Origin of the sequence: Gemmobacter aquatilis, from assembly GCF_900110025.1 — a bacterium.
Lineage (GTDB): Bacteria > Pseudomonadota > Alphaproteobacteria > Rhodobacterales > Rhodobacteraceae > Gemmobacter > Gemmobacter aquatilis.
Genome location: NZ_FOCE01000002.1, coordinates 369,752 through 383,049 on the forward strand (window position 1 = coordinate 369,752; position 13,298 = coordinate 383,049).

The 13,298-nt window shown below is 64.5% G+C and carries 14 protein-coding genes; 1 reads left to right on the top strand and 13 read right to left on the bottom strand.

What is annotated here, in order from left to right:
- Positions 1-14: 14 nt before the first annotated feature.
- Together ctrA and sciP are read right to left on the bottom strand one after the other, a co-directional pair.
- Positions 15-728, bottom strand: a complete 714-nt coding sequence (ctrA, locus tag BMX43_RS05600; protein WP_091298249.1) for a response regulator transcription factor CtrA — start codon at positions 726-728, stop codon at positions 15-17.
- Positions 729-823: 95 nt separating this feature from the next.
- Positions 824-1,102 carry a CtrA inhibitor SciP gene (sciP, locus tag BMX43_RS05605; RefSeq protein ID WP_091299059.1) on the bottom strand — a complete coding sequence of 93 codons (279 nt, stop codon included), beginning with the start codon at positions 1,100-1,102 and terminating at the stop codon, positions 824-826.
- A gap of 138 nt (positions 1,103-1,240) precedes the next feature.
- Here sciP and mnmA point away from each other — a divergent pair, with 138 nt between their 5' ends.
- A complete protein-coding gene (gene mnmA, locus BMX43_RS05610) occupies positions 1,241-2,377 on the top strand; it encodes a tRNA 2-thiouridine(34) synthase MnmA (protein ID WP_091298253.1) in 1,137 nt (378 codons plus the stop codon).
- A gap of 104 nt (positions 2,378-2,481) precedes the next feature.
- Here the strand turns inward: mnmA and lpxB are convergent, their stop codons facing one another.
- The 11 genes from lpxB to uppS all read right to left on the bottom strand — a co-directional run bounded on the left by lpxB (position 2,482) and on the right by uppS (position 13,258).
- Entirely contained in the window at positions 2,482-3,621 is a 1,140-nt protein-coding gene (gene lpxB / locus BMX43_RS05615) for a lipid-A-disaccharide synthase (protein ID WP_091298256.1), read from the bottom strand.
- Positions 3,618-4,421: an LpxI family protein gene (locus BMX43_RS05620; RefSeq protein WP_091298259.1), complete on the bottom strand. Its 804-nt coding sequence runs from the start codon at positions 4,419-4,421 to the stop codon at positions 3,618-3,620. The genes lpxB and BMX43_RS05620 overlap by 4 nt, the downstream gene beginning before the upstream one ends.
- Positions 4,418-5,206 (bottom strand): acyl-ACP--UDP-N-acetylglucosamine O-acyltransferase, encoded by a 789-nt coding sequence (gene lpxA, locus BMX43_RS05625; RefSeq protein ID WP_091298264.1) that lies wholly within the window; start codon positions 5,204-5,206, stop codon positions 4,418-4,420. The genes BMX43_RS05620 and lpxA overlap by 4 nt, the downstream gene beginning before the upstream one ends.
- Before the next feature lie 3 nt (positions 5,207-5,209).
- Entirely contained in the window at positions 5,210-5,677 is a 468-nt protein-coding gene (gene fabZ / locus BMX43_RS05630) for a 3-hydroxyacyl-ACP dehydratase FabZ (protein ID WP_091298266.1), read from the bottom strand.
- A 67-nt stretch (positions 5,678-5,744) separates the two neighbouring features.
- Complete coding sequence (locus tag BMX43_RS05635) at positions 5,745-6,365, bottom strand: OmpH/Skp family outer membrane protein (protein WP_245749381.1); 621 nt, start codon at positions 6,363-6,365, stop codon at positions 5,745-5,747.
- A 2-nt stretch (positions 6,366-6,367) separates the two neighbouring features.
- A complete protein-coding gene (bamA, locus tag BMX43_RS05640; protein ID WP_091298271.1) occupies positions 6,368-8,761 on the bottom strand; it encodes an outer membrane protein assembly factor BamA in 2,394 nt (797 codons plus the stop codon).
- Between the two features lie 183 nt (positions 8,762-8,944).
- The gene (locus BMX43_RS19760) at positions 8,945-9,082 is read right to left on the bottom strand and encodes a hypothetical protein (protein ID WP_175482031.1); all 138 of its coding nucleotides are present in this window, start codon (positions 9,080-9,082) and stop codon (positions 8,945-8,947) included.
- An 86-nt stretch (positions 9,083-9,168) separates the two neighbouring features.
- Entirely contained in the window at positions 9,169-10,506 is a 1,338-nt protein-coding gene (gene rseP / locus BMX43_RS05645) for an RIP metalloprotease RseP (RefSeq protein ID WP_091298277.1), read from the bottom strand.
- A 15-nt stretch (positions 10,507-10,521) separates the two neighbouring features.
- Positions 10,522-11,712 (bottom strand): 1-deoxy-D-xylulose-5-phosphate reductoisomerase, encoded by a 1,191-nt coding sequence (dxr, locus tag BMX43_RS05650; protein ID WP_091298281.1) that lies wholly within the window; start codon positions 11,710-11,712, stop codon positions 10,522-10,524.
- On the bottom strand, positions 11,712-12,509 hold the full coding sequence (locus tag BMX43_RS05655) for a phosphatidate cytidylyltransferase (RefSeq protein WP_091298284.1): 798 nt from the start codon (positions 12,507-12,509) through the stop codon (positions 11,712-11,714). The genes dxr and BMX43_RS05655 overlap by 1 nt, the downstream gene beginning before the upstream one ends.
- A complete protein-coding gene (uppS, locus tag BMX43_RS05660) occupies positions 12,506-13,258 on the bottom strand; it encodes a polyprenyl diphosphate synthase (RefSeq protein WP_281243111.1) in 753 nt (250 codons plus the stop codon). The genes BMX43_RS05655 and uppS overlap by 4 nt, the downstream gene beginning before the upstream one ends.
- Positions 13,259-13,298 lie beyond the last annotated feature (40 nt).

A 13,298-nucleotide genomic window follows, 5' to 3' on the forward strand; every position in this document is an offset into this window, starting at 1 on the left:
TGAGGTAAAGCGGCTCAGGCGCCCATCGCCAACCTTCCGTCCAGACCCACGGGGGACGGATCGCGCAACACATATCCCCGCCCCCAGACCGTTTCAATGTGGTTCTGCCCACCCGTCGCCTCGGCCAGTTTTTTGCGCAGCTTGCAGATGAACACGTCGATGATTTTCAGTTCCGGCTCGTCCATGCCGCCATAGAGATGGTTAAGGAACATCTCTTTGGTCAGCGTCGTGCCCTTGCGCAGGCTGAGCAGTTCGAGCATCTGATATTCCTTGCCGGTCAGATGCACGGTCTTGCCTTCGACATCCACGGTCTTGGCATCAAGATTGACGCAGACACGGCCCGTGCGGATCACCGATTGCGAATGGCCCTTGGAGCGGCGGATGATCGCATGGATGCGCGCCACCAGTTCTTCGCGGTGGAATGGCTTGGTCATGTAGTCATCAGCGCCGAAGCCGAAGCCTTTGAGCTTGTTTTCGGTATCGTCCGCCCCTGACAGAATCAGAATCGGCGTTTCAACCCGCGCCAGACGCAACTGGCGCAGCACCTCATGCCCGCTCATATCCGGCAAATTGAGATCCAGCAGGATCAGGTCGTAGTCATAAAGCTTGGCAAGATCGATGCCGTCTTCGCCGAGATCCGTGCAATAGACGTTCAGATTCGCATGCGTCAACATCAGTTCGATGCTGCGCGATGTCGTCGGATCGTCCTCCACCAGCAGAATGCGCATCTTGTCTTCTCCGCTCCAGCGCCAATCACGTTAACGATACTGGGGGGCAATAGTTAACTACCGATTACTGTGACATAGCCAGACAGAAAAACAATCTAAAGTTGTCTGTACTTCTGGATCGCAGTTACCTTTAGCGCTTTTTCCCCATGCTTTTCAACGGCTCCGCGCCAAAGTGCGAATTCTTCTTCTGACAGGGCATACCGCTCCAACGCCTCCGACTCGGGGATGAGACCGTGAATGACCGCCTTGACCACGACCGCCTTGCGCGAGGCGACCCAGCGTTGCGTATCTGCCGGGGGCAGATCGGCCCGGCTGAGTACAGAACCATCGGGCAGCGTCACCTGCCGCGGACCATCGACACGTTTGAGATACATCGCAGACCTCTCTTCCTTCGCGCCAGTCTGCCCAGACAGGCTTAAGCGGAAGTGAAGCGCGGGGTTGAGACTGCGCCGCATTTTCCTATATTGCGCTGCAATTGCCGCTTGCAGCGGCCCCTCTCCAGGATCACCGCCATGCTCGACCATCCGCTCAACTCGCTGGGCTTCGCAAAGCCGCCGTCCGAGACGCGGGTGGTGGTCGCCATGTCGGGCGGGGTGGACAGTTCTGCCGTGGCGGCCCATCTGGCCGCCGAAGGCTATGACGTTGTGGGGGTCACGCTGCAGCTTTACGACCATGGGGCAGCGCTGGCGAAGAAGGGGGCCTGCTGTGCCGGGCGCGACATCCATGATGCGCGCCGCGTGGCCGAAACCATGGGCTTTCCGCATTATGTGCTGGATTACGAAAACACCTTCCGCGAGGCGGTCATCGAAGAATTCGCCGATGCCTATCTGGCCGGCGCCACCCCGGTGCCCTGCATCCGCTGCAACGAGCGGGTGAAGTTCAAGGATCTGCTGGCCACCGCCCGTGATCTGGATGCTGATTGCATGGCCACGGGGCATTACATCCAGCGGAAGATGGGCGCAGCCGGGCCAGAACTGCATTGCGCGGCAGATGCGAACCGCGATCAGAGCTATTTCCTGTTTTCCACCACGCCGGAGCAATTGGCCTATCTGCGCTTCCCGCTGGGGCATCTGGCATCAAAGGCCGAAACCCGGGCGTTGGCGGCACAATATGGGCTGGCGGTGGCGGACAAGCCCGACAGTCAGGACATCTGCTTTGTGCCGAACGGCAATTATGCGGCGGTGATCGAAAAGCTGCGCCCCGGTGCGGCCGAGCCGGGCGAGATCGTCGATCTGTCGGGCAAGGTTCTGGCGACGCATCGCGGCGTGATTCATTACACGATCGGCCAGCGCAAAGGCCTTGGCATCGGCGGGCTGGGCGAGCCGCTGTATGTGGTGCGGCTGGATGCGGATCAGCGGCAGGTCGTGGTCGGGCCGAAAGAGGCGCTGTCCACCCGGATGATCCCGGTGCGCGAGATCAACTGGCTGGGCGATGCGCCGCTTGACAGTGCGGCGGAATGGCATGTGAATGTGAAGGTCCGCTCCACCCGCCCACCCCGGCCTGCGGTGATCCGCCCGTTGTCCGCGACCGAGGCGGAGGTGGAACTGCTGGACCCCGAAGACGGGGTCAGCGCCGGTCAGGCCTGCGTGTTCTATGCACCTGAAGGGAGCCGCATTCTGGGCGGCGGCTGGATCTGGCGCGGGCGTTGACGCGATTTTTCTGCGAAAAATCAGGGCTCTGTCATTTGAACCGAAGGGCGGGTGGTGAGGAATACGATTTTTCGTAGAAAAATCGTGCCTCTGGTGGAGTATTTTTACAAAGAAGACGGCTGGAGTGCGGCGAGGACCGAGCGGGCTGCGCGCAGCCCCGGAGCCTCGCCCCCGGCGCCGAGGCGCTGCATGGTCAGCGCCATGGCGGCTTTCTGAGCAACACGCGCAGGGCCGTCCTGCATCAGATCGGCGAGGACAGGGGCGATCAGGTCGGCGCGGCAGCGCGGGCCAAGGAATTCCGGCACCACCCGCGTTTCCGTGACGAGGTTGACCAGCGTCACCGTGTCGATCCGCGCGGCACGGCGCATCAGCCAGAAGCTGAGCGGATTCATGTCATAGGCGATGACCATCGGACAGCCATTCGCCGCCAGCTCCAGCGAAACCGTGCCGGAGGCGGCAAGCGCCACGTCGGCGCAGGCGAAGGCCGCGCGTTTGCGCGCCGGGTCGGTGATGATTTCGGGCGAGGTGGGCCAGTTCTGCACCGTCTCGCGCACCAAGGCCTCGACACCGTGCACGGTGGGCAGGGCGACGCGGGGGGTAAGGCCCATCGCCCGCAGGCGCACCAGCGTGTCACCGATCACCGGCATCAGGCGGCTGACTTCGCCCCTGCGCGAACCGGGAAGGGCGAGCAGCAGCGGCCCTTCCCCGGCCATCAGGGCGCGTTCCCCGGCACTGGCCAGCGGTTCGGCAACCACCGGGTGGCCGACGAAATCGCAGGTCATGCCCGCAGCGGTCATGTAAGGCGGCTCGAAGGGCAGCAGCGCCAGCACATGGTCGATCACTTCGGCCATCCTGGCGGCGCGTCCGGGGCGCCAGGCCCAGACCGAGGGCGCGACATAGTGGATCAGGCGCATCTTTGGCCGGGCGGCCCGCACCAGTCGCGCCACGCGCAGACAGAAATCCGGACTGTCGATGGTCACAAGCGCATCTGCGCCGCTGGCAATGACGGCCTCGGCCGTCTGGTGCAGGCGGCGGCGCAGGTGCAGGTATTTCGGCAGCACCTCGGCAATGCCCATCACCGACAGGTCTTCCATCGGGAACAGGCTGTGCAGACCCTGCGCCTGCATCAGCGGGCCGCCGACGCCACAAAACCCGACACCCGGCGCAAGCTGCGTCAACCCCGCCATCAGCGCGGCGCCGAGGCGGTCGCCCGAAGGCTCACCTGCGACAAGGAACAGCTTCATGGCTGGCGGGCCCAGAGGAACAGGCCCTGTGCCTGCGCCTCGGTAACCATCGCGGCGCGGTCGAGCAGGATCACCCCACTCGCCTCGAAGGCGATCCCGGCGAGGCCTGCGGCGGCAGCGCGGCGCAGGGTGTCCAGCCCCAGCGTCGGCAGGTCGATGCGGCGATCCTGCCCGGGTTTCGGCGCCTTGTAGAACACACCGCGCGCGCCGCGCGGATCAGGGCGGCGCGCGGTCTGCGCCACCCAATCCAGCATCGCATCGGTGCCAGGCAGCGCCTCGACCGCGAGGCAAAGCCCTTGGGCCACCACCGCGCCCTGCCCGACATCCACCGCGCCAAGCGCCGTGACGATGGCGGCGGCGCGGGTGGCATCGGCGGTGTCGGCATCCGAGACCGTGCCGACGAGGAACCCGGCGCCGGGCAGCAGATCAGGCGCCAGATCCTCGACGCCCACCACCGCGAACCCCGCCTCTTCGAAAATCCCGATCACCGCGCGCAGCGTGGCATCATCGCCCGCCTGCATCGCGGCCAACAGGCGCGGCACCATCTGGGCGGTGGCCATGTCGAACAGCGCCGGGTCAAGCCGGGGGCGGCTGACGGCACCCGCGAAACAGACACGGGTCACCCCAGCCTCTTCCAGACCGCGCAGGAAGGGCACCAGACGCTCCACCCGGAACACCTGATCGACGGCCAGCCCTTCGGGTGCGAACCCGTCCAGCGCGCAGATCAGCGGGGTGTCGAGGGCAGCGGCAAGGGCGGCGGGCAGGCGCCCGGCACCCGCGATGAGGGCGGTGCGGCTCATTTCGGCGTCAGGAAGCTGCGGTCAGAGGCGCCGAGAATGAAATCGGTCATCTCGCGCACATAGGTGCTGTCGCTTTCCTCGGCCAGTTTGCGGGCGCGATCAAGGAACGAGCCCTCGCCCTGTGCCAGCATCTGATAGGCGGCGCGCAGGGCGGTGATCTCGGCCCGGTCCACGCCGCGCCGCTTCAGCCCCACAAGGTTCAGCCCGTCCAGCACGCCGCGCGGCCCCTGCACAAGGCCATAGGGCACCACGTCATTGGTGACCATGGTCACCGCGCCGATGATCGCACCCTTGCCGACGCGCACCCATTGATGCACGCCGGACAGGCCGCCCACGATCACGTCATCGCCGATCTGGCAATGGCCCGCGATGGCTGCCTGATTGGCGAGGATCACCCGGTCGCCCAGCCGCGCATCATGGCCGACATGCGCCCCGGTCATCATCAGGCAATCGTCGCCGATGCGGGTGATTCCGCCGCCGCCTTCGGTGCCGGTGTTCAGCGTGGCGCCTTCGCGGATCTTGCAGCGCTTGCCGACCACCAACCGCGTCCGCTCACCCCGGAACTTCAGGTCTTGCGGCACCTCGCCGACGCAGGCGCCCGGAAAGATCACCGTGCCCTCGCCCACCTCGGTCCAGCCGGTCACGACGGCATGAGGTTTCACCACGACACCGGGGGCCAGGGTCACCTCGGGGCCGATCACGGCAAAGGGGCCGATCTCGCAGCCCGCGCCGATCACGGCGCCTGGCTCGACAACGGCCATCGGGTGGATGCGGGCGTCTTGCATGGGTCAGGCCTTCGGCAGATCGAACATCGCGGTAAAGGTGGCCTCGCAGGCCAGTTCGCCTTCAACCATGGCGCGGCCCTCGAATTTCCAGACCTTGCCACCGCCGCGCAGCGCCTTCACATGCAATTCCAGAACGTCACCCGGCACGACTTTCCGCCGGAATTTCACGCCATCGACGCCCATGAAAAACACCTTGGCGTTCTTGTCCACCAGATCCATCGACAGGCCGACAAGGATGCCAGAGGTTTGCGCCATCGCCTCGATGATCATCACCCCCGGGAATACCGGCATTCCGGGGAAATGGCCGGTGAATTGCGGCTCGTTGATCGTGACGCATTTGATGCCCACGCAGCTTTCGTTGATGAAGATGTCCCGCACCTTGTCCACCAGCAGGAAGGGGTAGCGGTGCGGGATGATGCGCTGGATCAGATCGAGATCTGCGGAAAGCGGTTGCGGGGTGGTCTCGGTCATCGGGGTCTCCTGTCGCGGCCGCGCGGGCACGGCTATCGGTGTCTTCGGGTGGTGCCTTCCGGCATCTTCAGGGGGCAGCGCCGCTCCCGGTCGTGACCTCGGGAGCCGGTGGCACAACCGGGGCTTCTCCCGGCACCGCACCATCGCCCAGCACCGTATCAATGCGCGCCACAGCACGGTCGGTGATGTCGATCACATCCAGCGACAGGATGACACTGCCCTTGTCAAGCAGGGCCACAGCGCCCAGTTCGCCCATCATATCCGCAAGGATCGGGGCGGCCGTCTGGAAAAAGCGCTGGCGATCCTCTTCTGCCTGCCGCGTCATGGCGCGGGATTTAGACTCCTGTGCCGCACGGATCCCCTCGACCTTGCTGTCGAACGCATCCGCCAGTTTGCGAAACGCATCAGGGGCAAGTGTTTGACGCTGCTGGGTCAACAAGCGCTCTTCAGCCTCCAGATCTGTTTCGATCCGGCGGTTTTCTTCCTGCAAGGCACGGCTCGCGGCCTCGATCCTCTCCTGAACGGCCCGGCCATACCGGCTGCGGGTGAACAACTGGTCCTGCTGGATCGTGGCGATCTGACTACGAAACGCATCGTCTCCCCCCTGCGCATGTGCCGCCCCGCCCCCCGCAAGGTCGAGCGCAGCAAGCGCGAGCGCGACAATGGCCAGACGCAGCGGCAGCGGCATCATCAGAACTGGGTCGAGACAGTCAGGTCGAAGACCTGTTCCCGATCATAGTCCTTCTTGGCCAAGGCTTTGGCAAAGTTGAAACGCAGCGGGCCGATCGGGGTTTTCCAGTAAAGCGAAAAGCCGATCGACGAGCGCAGATAGAAATCATCGTCCACGGTCGTATAGCCCGCCTTGTTGTCGAGCCCCCAGACAGAGCCAAAATCGGCGAACAGACCACCGTTGATACCGTATTCCTCGGGCAGGCCCAGCGGGAAATCGGCCTCGAACCGGGCGACGGCAAACAGGTTGCCCCCTAGCGCATCGCCGCTGCGATCCGCCGGATCGCGCGGGCCTAGCCCCGAAGGCTCGAAGCCACGAATACGGCCACCGCTGAAGAAACGGTCGGTGATGCGGCTGGGATCGTCACCGAACATGCTCAGTGCGCCGCCTTCCAGAATGGCGCGCACCGTGACTTCCTCGTTCCAGATGCGCGATTCCACCATGGCAAGACCCGTGGTGGTCAGGCTTTCCACATCGCCGCCAAGCCCTGCGTAATCGACCCCAAACCGAAGCAAGACCCCACCCTTAGGGTTCAGCCCGGTCACGCGGGTGTCATAGCTGTAGGTTGCCCCCAAACCCGACGAGATCAGCGCACCGCGATCCGCATCGTCCTGGATGATCGGCGAGGTTGGCAGCGTATCGTCTTCGTCGGTGAAGTCACCGTCTTCATTCGCATCTTCACCGGCATAGACATGGCTCATGCTCGATTGCTTGATGAAATAGCGCAGCTCAAGGCGCCCCTGCTCGCTGACAGGGAAGTCAATCGAGGGCTGGATACCGATCATCCGCGTGTCATAGGTCGCGGCGTCGTCATTTGTCTGGTTGTAATAGGCATTGAACCGGAAGCGCAGATTGCGGCCAAGGAAGGCAGGCTCAATGAAGGTGATCGAGCTGTTGGCATCGTCGCTGGTGGTCGCGATATTGACACCGACTGTCTGGCCACGCCCAAGGAAGTTTGTCTCGGTCAGGCCGACATTGAACCCAACGCCGGACGACACCCCATAGCTGGCCCCGAAAGACAGCGAGCCGGTCGGTTGTTCTTCCACATCGACATTCACCACCACCTGATCCGGGCCGCTGCCCGGTTCGGTATTCACCTTGGCATCTGCAAAGAAGCCAAGCGCACGGATACGTTCTGCCGACTGGCGGATTTCGCGCGGGTTGAAGGGGTCGCCTTCCACCGTGCGGAACTGGCGGCGCACCACCTCGTCCAGTGTCGTGGTGTTGCCCTCGATGTCGATGCGCTCGACAAAGACTTTCTTGCCGCGCACCAGCGCAAAGGTCACATCGAGCGTGCGCGCGGCTTCGTTGCGGGTGATGCGCGGCTCGACGGTGACGAAGGTCAGACCCTTTTTCAGCGCAAGCGTTTCCAGCCGCGTGATGTTGTTGTCGATCTCGGCGGGTGAATAGGTCGTGCCGGGGCTCAAGCGCAGCGCGGCGTTGTACTCCGTCGCGTCCAGCCCCTCGACCTCGCTGACAACCACGGCCTTGTCGAACGAGAATTGTTGGCCTTCCTGCACCGTGAAGGTCACGAAAACCCCGTCCCGCTCGCGCGAGATCTGCGCCGATGCATCCAGCACCTGCACATCGACATAGCCGCGCGACAGGTAGAAATCGCGCAAAAGCTGCTTGTCCACTTCCAGCCGCTCGGGCTGCAACGTATCGGCCTTGATCAACTGGCGCAGAAAGCCCGCCTGCTTGGTTTCCAGAACCTGCCGCAGACGACGGTCCGAGAAGGCGCGGTTGCCGACGAAGGACAACCGCTCGATCTCGACGGTCTTGCCCTCGGCAATCTCGAACACCAGATCGACCCGGTTGTCCGAGCGGCGGATGATCTTCGGCGTGATCGAGGCCGCCAGCCGCCCCTGCGCGCGATAGGCCTCTGCCAAAGTCGCGGCGTCCTGTTCAGCCAAGGCAGGAGAATAGGCCCGGCGGGACTTGGATTCGACGAAGCCCGCCAAGTCCTCGTCCTTCAGCCGCGAATTTCCCTCGAACGACACTACGTTGATCATCGGGTATTCCTTCACCCGGATCACGAGACGCGACCCTTGCGGGGTGATGGATACCTCTTCGAACAGGCCAGAACTTTGCAGCCCCTGATAGGCATCGTTCACCTGCGCGGCGGTGACGCTCTGCCCCCGGGCGATTCCGGCAAATTTCAGGATCGTGGCCGCATCAACCCGGGCGTTGCCTTCGATCGTCACCTGTGAAAACGCGTAGGTCTGGGCCTGCACCTGAAGCAGGTTCGGCGCGGAAAGGCTTGCGGCAGCAAGGAAAACCGTGACGGCAGCCCCCTGCATCAGACGCGACTTGCGCTTGCCCTGTGCCGCGACTTTGCGCTTTGCCCGATCCATCGCCAACCCCGTCTTGAAAACTCTTTGCACCTGACTAGCGGGATTGGTCTCTGTTGTCAAAACACTCGATCCAGACTGCGCAAAACCAGCCCTTGCGTTACGCATGACGCATACCACAAGCTCTACGCGCCTGCGATACGGGCAACATGAAAATCCAAGGCAGGGTCAGCAGAATAACGCCGCTCAGTGCGGCAGCAGGGCGGTACCAAGAAACGCGCCGGCAAGCAGGCCCACCACAATGGTGCCAAGCGTGAACAGCCAATCCCAATTGAGACCGACCAGATAGCTTAGCCCCTGATAACTCCGCATGACGGTTTGCATGATGTGCCCTCCTCAAAAAAGGATGCCTTTATCTAGCAAGCGAATATGGCATGATTTGGGCGCAGACGGGGCTGCGCCTGCCCGATTTACGGGCAGAACAGATCGTTGGACAGCGAGAAGACCATCATGCCCAGCAGCAGCGAAAGGCCCAAGGCCATCAGCGCCCGCAGCGCTCGCTCCGACGGCGGCTTGCCTGTGACGGCCTCCCAGGCGTGAAACACCAGATGACCGCCATCCAGAATCGGAATGGGGAACAGGTTCATCAGCCCGACAGCGGTGGAAAAGACCGCAACAAACCAGATGAAGGCCTCGATCCCCTGCGACGCGGCGGCGCCCGAGGTTTCGGCGATGCCAAGCGGGCCTTGCAGGTTGCAGGACGAAATCGCCCCCGTCACCATATGCCAGACCCCGGAAAGCGAGGTCAGTGCCACCGACTGCATCTGCTGCACACCAAGCCACACCCCCTCGACAGGGCCTGGCGTCCGGGTTTCGGGGGTGAAGACCAACCCGCCCGACAATCCGATCAACCAGCGCGTCTCGAACCCACCTTCGGGCAACGGCAGATCGACACGTTTCGGCGTCATCACCACCTCGACCGTCTGCCCGGCCCGCAGCACGCTCAACCGCACCGGGTTGCCGCCAGAGCCGCCGACGATGGTGCGCATCTCCTCGAAGCTTTTCACCGGCGTGCCGTCGATCGACAGCACATAGTCGCCCGCCAGCATCCCGGCCTCTGCCGCGGCACTGCCCGGCTGCACCGCATCGACCAGAGGCGGATAGGGATAGGGGCCGCGCAGATTCATCGGGGCGCCGTCCCGTTCGACCCGGTAATCGGCGGTGTCGGCGGGCGGCAGGGCGCGGGCCGTGGTCAGAAAGGTTTCAAGATCGGTGGTTTCCTGCCCGCCAATCGCCGTGATCCGGTCGCCGGGCAACAGCGCTTGCACGGCATGGGGCGTTTCCTTCACCGTGCCGACGACCGGCAGGTCGGTAGCGATGCCATTGGCCCAAAAGAACCCTGCAAAGACGAGGATCGACAGGGCGAAGTTGAACAGCGGCCCCGCCGCCACCGTGGCCGCCCGTGCCCAGAGCGGCGCGCCGTGCATGGTGTGGCGCCGTTCTTCCGGCGTCAGGGTCGAAATGATCTCGGCATCCTTGCCGGAAGCCGCATTACTGTCACCCAGAAATTTCACATAGCCGCCAAAGGGCAGCGCCGCGATCTGCCAGCGGGTGCCCTGACTGTCCACCCGGCTGAACAGCACCGGGCCGAATCCCAGCGAGAACACTTCGGCATGGATGCCGGACCAGCGGGCCACGATGTAATGGCCATATTCATGCACTGCCACGATGATCGAGAGAGCTGCGATAAAAGCCACGAGCGTAAAGGCAAGGTTCCCGAACGACGGGATCAGACCCAGAATATCCAACTGCTACACCTTCTGTCAGCCAAAGCGCCGGGATGCCAAAGACTGCACCGCGCGGCCCGCGCAATCGCGCGCGCATTCATCCATTGCCAGCACATCTTCCAGACAGCTCGGGGCATTTCCAAGGCCATTCCCGCGCGAAAGCGCGGCAAGCGTTTCTTCCACGACACCAGCCATATCGGCAAAGCCGATGCCACCGCCAATGAAATGATCGAGAGCGATTTCCTTCGCCGCGTTGAAGGCGGCACCGGCCAGGCCATGCACCTCCATCACCTCGCGCGCGATGCGCAGCGCGGGATAGCGCGCATCATCGGGGGCGCGGAAGGTCAGCCGCCCCAGCGCCGCGAAATCCAGCCGCGCCACTGGCAGATCGGCACGTTCGGGCCAGTTGAGCGCATAGCCGATGGCGTGGCGCATGTCGGCGGCGCCCAGATGCGCCATGATCGCCCCGTCGCGGTACCCCACCATTGAATGGATGATGCTTTCGGGATGAATGATCACCTCGATCTGCGCGGGGGAAACACCGAAATACTCGCGCGTCTCGATCACTTCCAGCGCCTTGTTGAACATCGAGGCGCTGTCGATAGTGATCCGCTGCCCCATCGACCAGTTCGGATGCGCCAGCGCCTCGGCCAGCGTCGCGCGCGCCAGCCGCTCCAGCGGCCAGTCACGCAGCGCCCCGCCCGAGGCGGTCAGCACGATGCGTTCCACCGCCGCCAGATCCTCGCCCACCAGCGCCTGAAAGATCGCGCTGTGTTCGCTGTCCACCGGCAGGATGCGGGCACCGTGGCGGGCGGCTTCGGCCATCAGCAGCGGCCCGGCGGTGACAAGGCTTTCCTTGTTGGCCAGCGCCAGCGTCGTGCCATGGCGCAAGGCACGAAAGCCCGGCTCCAGCCCCGCCGCACCGACAATGGCCGACATGATCCAGTCTGCCGGGCGATCCGCCGCCTCCAGCAACGCCGTGCGGCCTGCGGCGGCGGCGATCCCGCTGCCGGCCAGCGCCGCGCGCAGGGCGGGCAGGCCATCGTCATGGGCCGTCACCGCCACCTCGGCCCGCAGCGCGCATGCCATTTCCGCTAGCCGGACCACATTGCGCCCGCCGGTCAGTGCCACTGTCTGAAAGGCCGCTGGCCCGCCTTGCCGCATCAGCAGGTCGAAGGTGCTTTCGCCTATGGAGCCGGTGGCCCCGAAAATCGAAATCCGCCGCATCAGGGCATCCCTACCGGCAGCGGCACCAGATGGGCCAGCGCCACGACCAACACCACAGCCCCCGCCAGCGCATCGAACCGATCCATCGCACCGCCATGACCCGGGATCAGCTGCGAGCTGTCCTTCGCCCCGGCGCGGCGTTTGATCGCGCTTTCGGCAATGTCGCCCAGCTGTCCGGCAAAGGCCACCAGCGGCGACAGCCAGAGCAGCGCCGCCCCGCCCTGCCCCGCCAGCATGAAGCCAAGCCCGACGACCACAGCCCCCAGCCAGCCAGCCACGGTACCGGACCATGTTTTCTTCGGGCTGACCTTGGGCCAGAACTTCGGCCCGCCGATCAGACGCCCGGCAAAATAGCCCATCACATCCGACACGATGACCACCGCCAGCAGCCACAGGATCACCGCCACCCCATGCCCGGCACGCAGCGTGATCAGCCCATAGCCGGTCAACATCACCAACAGGGCATAGGCCAGGAACACCGCCCGGTCGCGCCGGGGGGCCACAACTCCGGCCAACGCGGGGACCAGCAGCAGCCCGGTCGCCAAGGCCCCGCCAATCTGCATCACTGCCAGCAGAACCGCCGCGCCAAGCGCCCCGAGCGCCAGCGCGGGCAGGCTGCCCGGCAGCGCCGTCATCTGCCCCAGTTCCCACAGCATGGTACCGCAGACCAGCAACACAAGCGCCGCAAAAGCCCAACCGCCCAGCCAAAGCGCCAGCGCCCCTACCGCCAGCATCACCAGCGCCGACAGCGCCCGCGCCTTCAGGTCGCCCCACCGTCGCGCGGACACACCGCTCATGCGCCAAGCACCCCGCCGAAGCGCCGCTCGCGCTGACCGAAACCGCCGACGATGCGGGCCAGTTCCGCAGGGGTGAAATCCGGCCAGAGTGTCGGGGTGAATTCATATTCCGAATAGGCCGCCTGCCAAGGCAGGAAGTTCGAGGTGCGCGTCTCGCCGCTGGTGCGGATGATCAGATCGGGATCAGGCAGATCGGCAGTATCGAGATAGGCCGAAATCGTCGCATCGGTGATCTGCGCCGGATCCAGCCGCCCCGCCGCCGCCTCTGCAGCGATGCGGCGGGTGGCGCGAAGGATCTCGTCCCGTCCGCCATAGTTGATCGCCACGGTCAGGTTAAGCCGTGTATAAGGCGCGGTGCGCGTCTCGATCCCGGCCATGAGCTTTTGCAGCTTCGGGTCCAGCCGCGAGCGATCCCCGATAAATCGCATCCGCACGCTTTCGGCGGCCAGCCGGTCGGCCTCGCGCTCGATATAGCGCGCGAAGATCGACATCAGGCCCAGCACCTCTTCGGTGGAGCGTTTCCAGTTCTCGGTCGAAAAGGCATAAATGGTCAGCCAGCGAATACCCAGATCGGGCGCACAGCGCACGATCTCTTTCACCCGCTCGGCACCCTTGCGGTGGCCCACAAGGCGCGGCCAGCCGCGATTGGTGGCCCAGCGGCCATTGCCATCCATGATGATGGCCACATGCTCCACCGTCTTGCCGCCTTTGGCGGGTGCAGGGGTCGCGGGCGTGTCAGTGGCGGCCAAGTGCTGCCCCTTTGCGGCTGAAGATCGAGGATGCAGGCCG

What these genes read in the sequence shown, in the direction of transcription:
- ctrA (WP_091298249.1), bottom strand. Translation starts at nt 728, where the DNA reads ATGCGCATTCTGCTGGTGGAGGACGATCCGACGACATCGCGCAGCATC.
- sciP (WP_091299059.1), bottom strand. Translation starts at nt 1,102, where the DNA reads ATGTATCTCAAACGTGTCGATGGTCCGCGGCAGGTGACGCTGCCCGAT.
- mnmA (WP_091298253.1), top strand. Translation starts at nt 1,241, where the DNA reads ATGCTCGACCATCCGCTCAACTCGCTGGGCTTCGCAAAGCCGCCGTCC.
- lpxB (WP_091298256.1), bottom strand. Translation starts at nt 3,621, where the DNA reads ATGAAGCTGTTCCTTGTCGCAGGTGAGCCTTCGGGCGACCGCCTCGGC.
- BMX43_RS05620 (WP_091298259.1), bottom strand. Translation starts at nt 4,421, where the DNA reads ATGAGCCGCACCGCCCTCATCGCGGGTGCCGGGCGCCTGCCCGCCGCC.
- lpxA (WP_091298264.1), bottom strand. Translation starts at nt 5,206, where the DNA reads ATGCAAGACGCCCGCATCCACCCGATGGCCGTTGTCGAGCCAGGCGCC.
- fabZ (WP_091298266.1), bottom strand. Translation starts at nt 5,677, where the DNA reads ATGACCGAGACCACCCCGCAACCGCTTTCCGCAGATCTCGATCTGATC.
- BMX43_RS05635 (WP_245749381.1), bottom strand. Translation starts at nt 6,365, where the DNA reads ATGCCGCTGCCGCTGCGTCTGGCCATTGTCGCGCTCGCGCTTGCTGCG.
- bamA (WP_091298271.1), bottom strand. Translation starts at nt 8,761, where the DNA reads ATGGATCGGGCAAAGCGCAAAGTCGCGGCACAGGGCAAGCGCAAGTCG.
- BMX43_RS19760 (WP_175482031.1), bottom strand. Translation starts at nt 9,082, where the DNA reads ATGCAAACCGTCATGCGGAGTTATCAGGGGCTAAGCTATCTGGTCGGT.
- dxr (WP_091298281.1), bottom strand. Translation starts at nt 11,712, where the DNA reads ATGCGGCGGATTTCGATTTTCGGGGCCACCGGCTCCATAGGCGAAAGC.
- BMX43_RS05655 (WP_091298284.1), bottom strand. Translation starts at nt 12,509, where the DNA reads ATGAGCGGTGTGTCCGCGCGACGGTGGGGCGACCTGAAGGCGCGGGCG.